Source organism: Klebsiella sp. K47 (assembly GCF_051858335.1).
In the GTDB taxonomy this organism is placed as follows: Bacteria; Pseudomonadota; Gammaproteobacteria; order Enterobacterales; family Enterobacteriaceae; genus Klebsiella; species Klebsiella pneumoniae.
The window spans coordinates 1-206 of sequence record NZ_JBPYUI010000644.1 but is presented as its reverse complement, the minus strand read 5'-3'; the positions used below and the strand labels follow the sequence as shown (position 1 = coordinate 206).

Genomic DNA, 206 nt, shown 5'->3' with positions numbered 1-206 from the left:
CGCGCAGCCAATTGACGAACTCAATGGCGCCGTCCAGCGGTTTGAGCGTGGCGATAACGGCCTGAATATCGGCCAGCTTGAGCCCATGCTCGTCGAGGATGCGCAGGCGCTGTTGCATCAGCACGTCGTAGTCGGGGATGTCACGGGTGGTGGCCCGCAGGGACTCAATGCCGGTTTTCTCGGCAAAGGCGATCCAGATTTCCGGA

1 protein-coding gene is annotated in these 206 nt (G+C 61.2%); it reads right to left on the bottom strand.

Annotated elements, in window-relative coordinates; all coding sequences use genetic code 11:
• A partial coding sequence (locus RRF55_RS29540) for a hypothetical protein (protein WP_439419533.1) occupies positions 1–206 on the bottom strand: 206 nt, incomplete at both ends.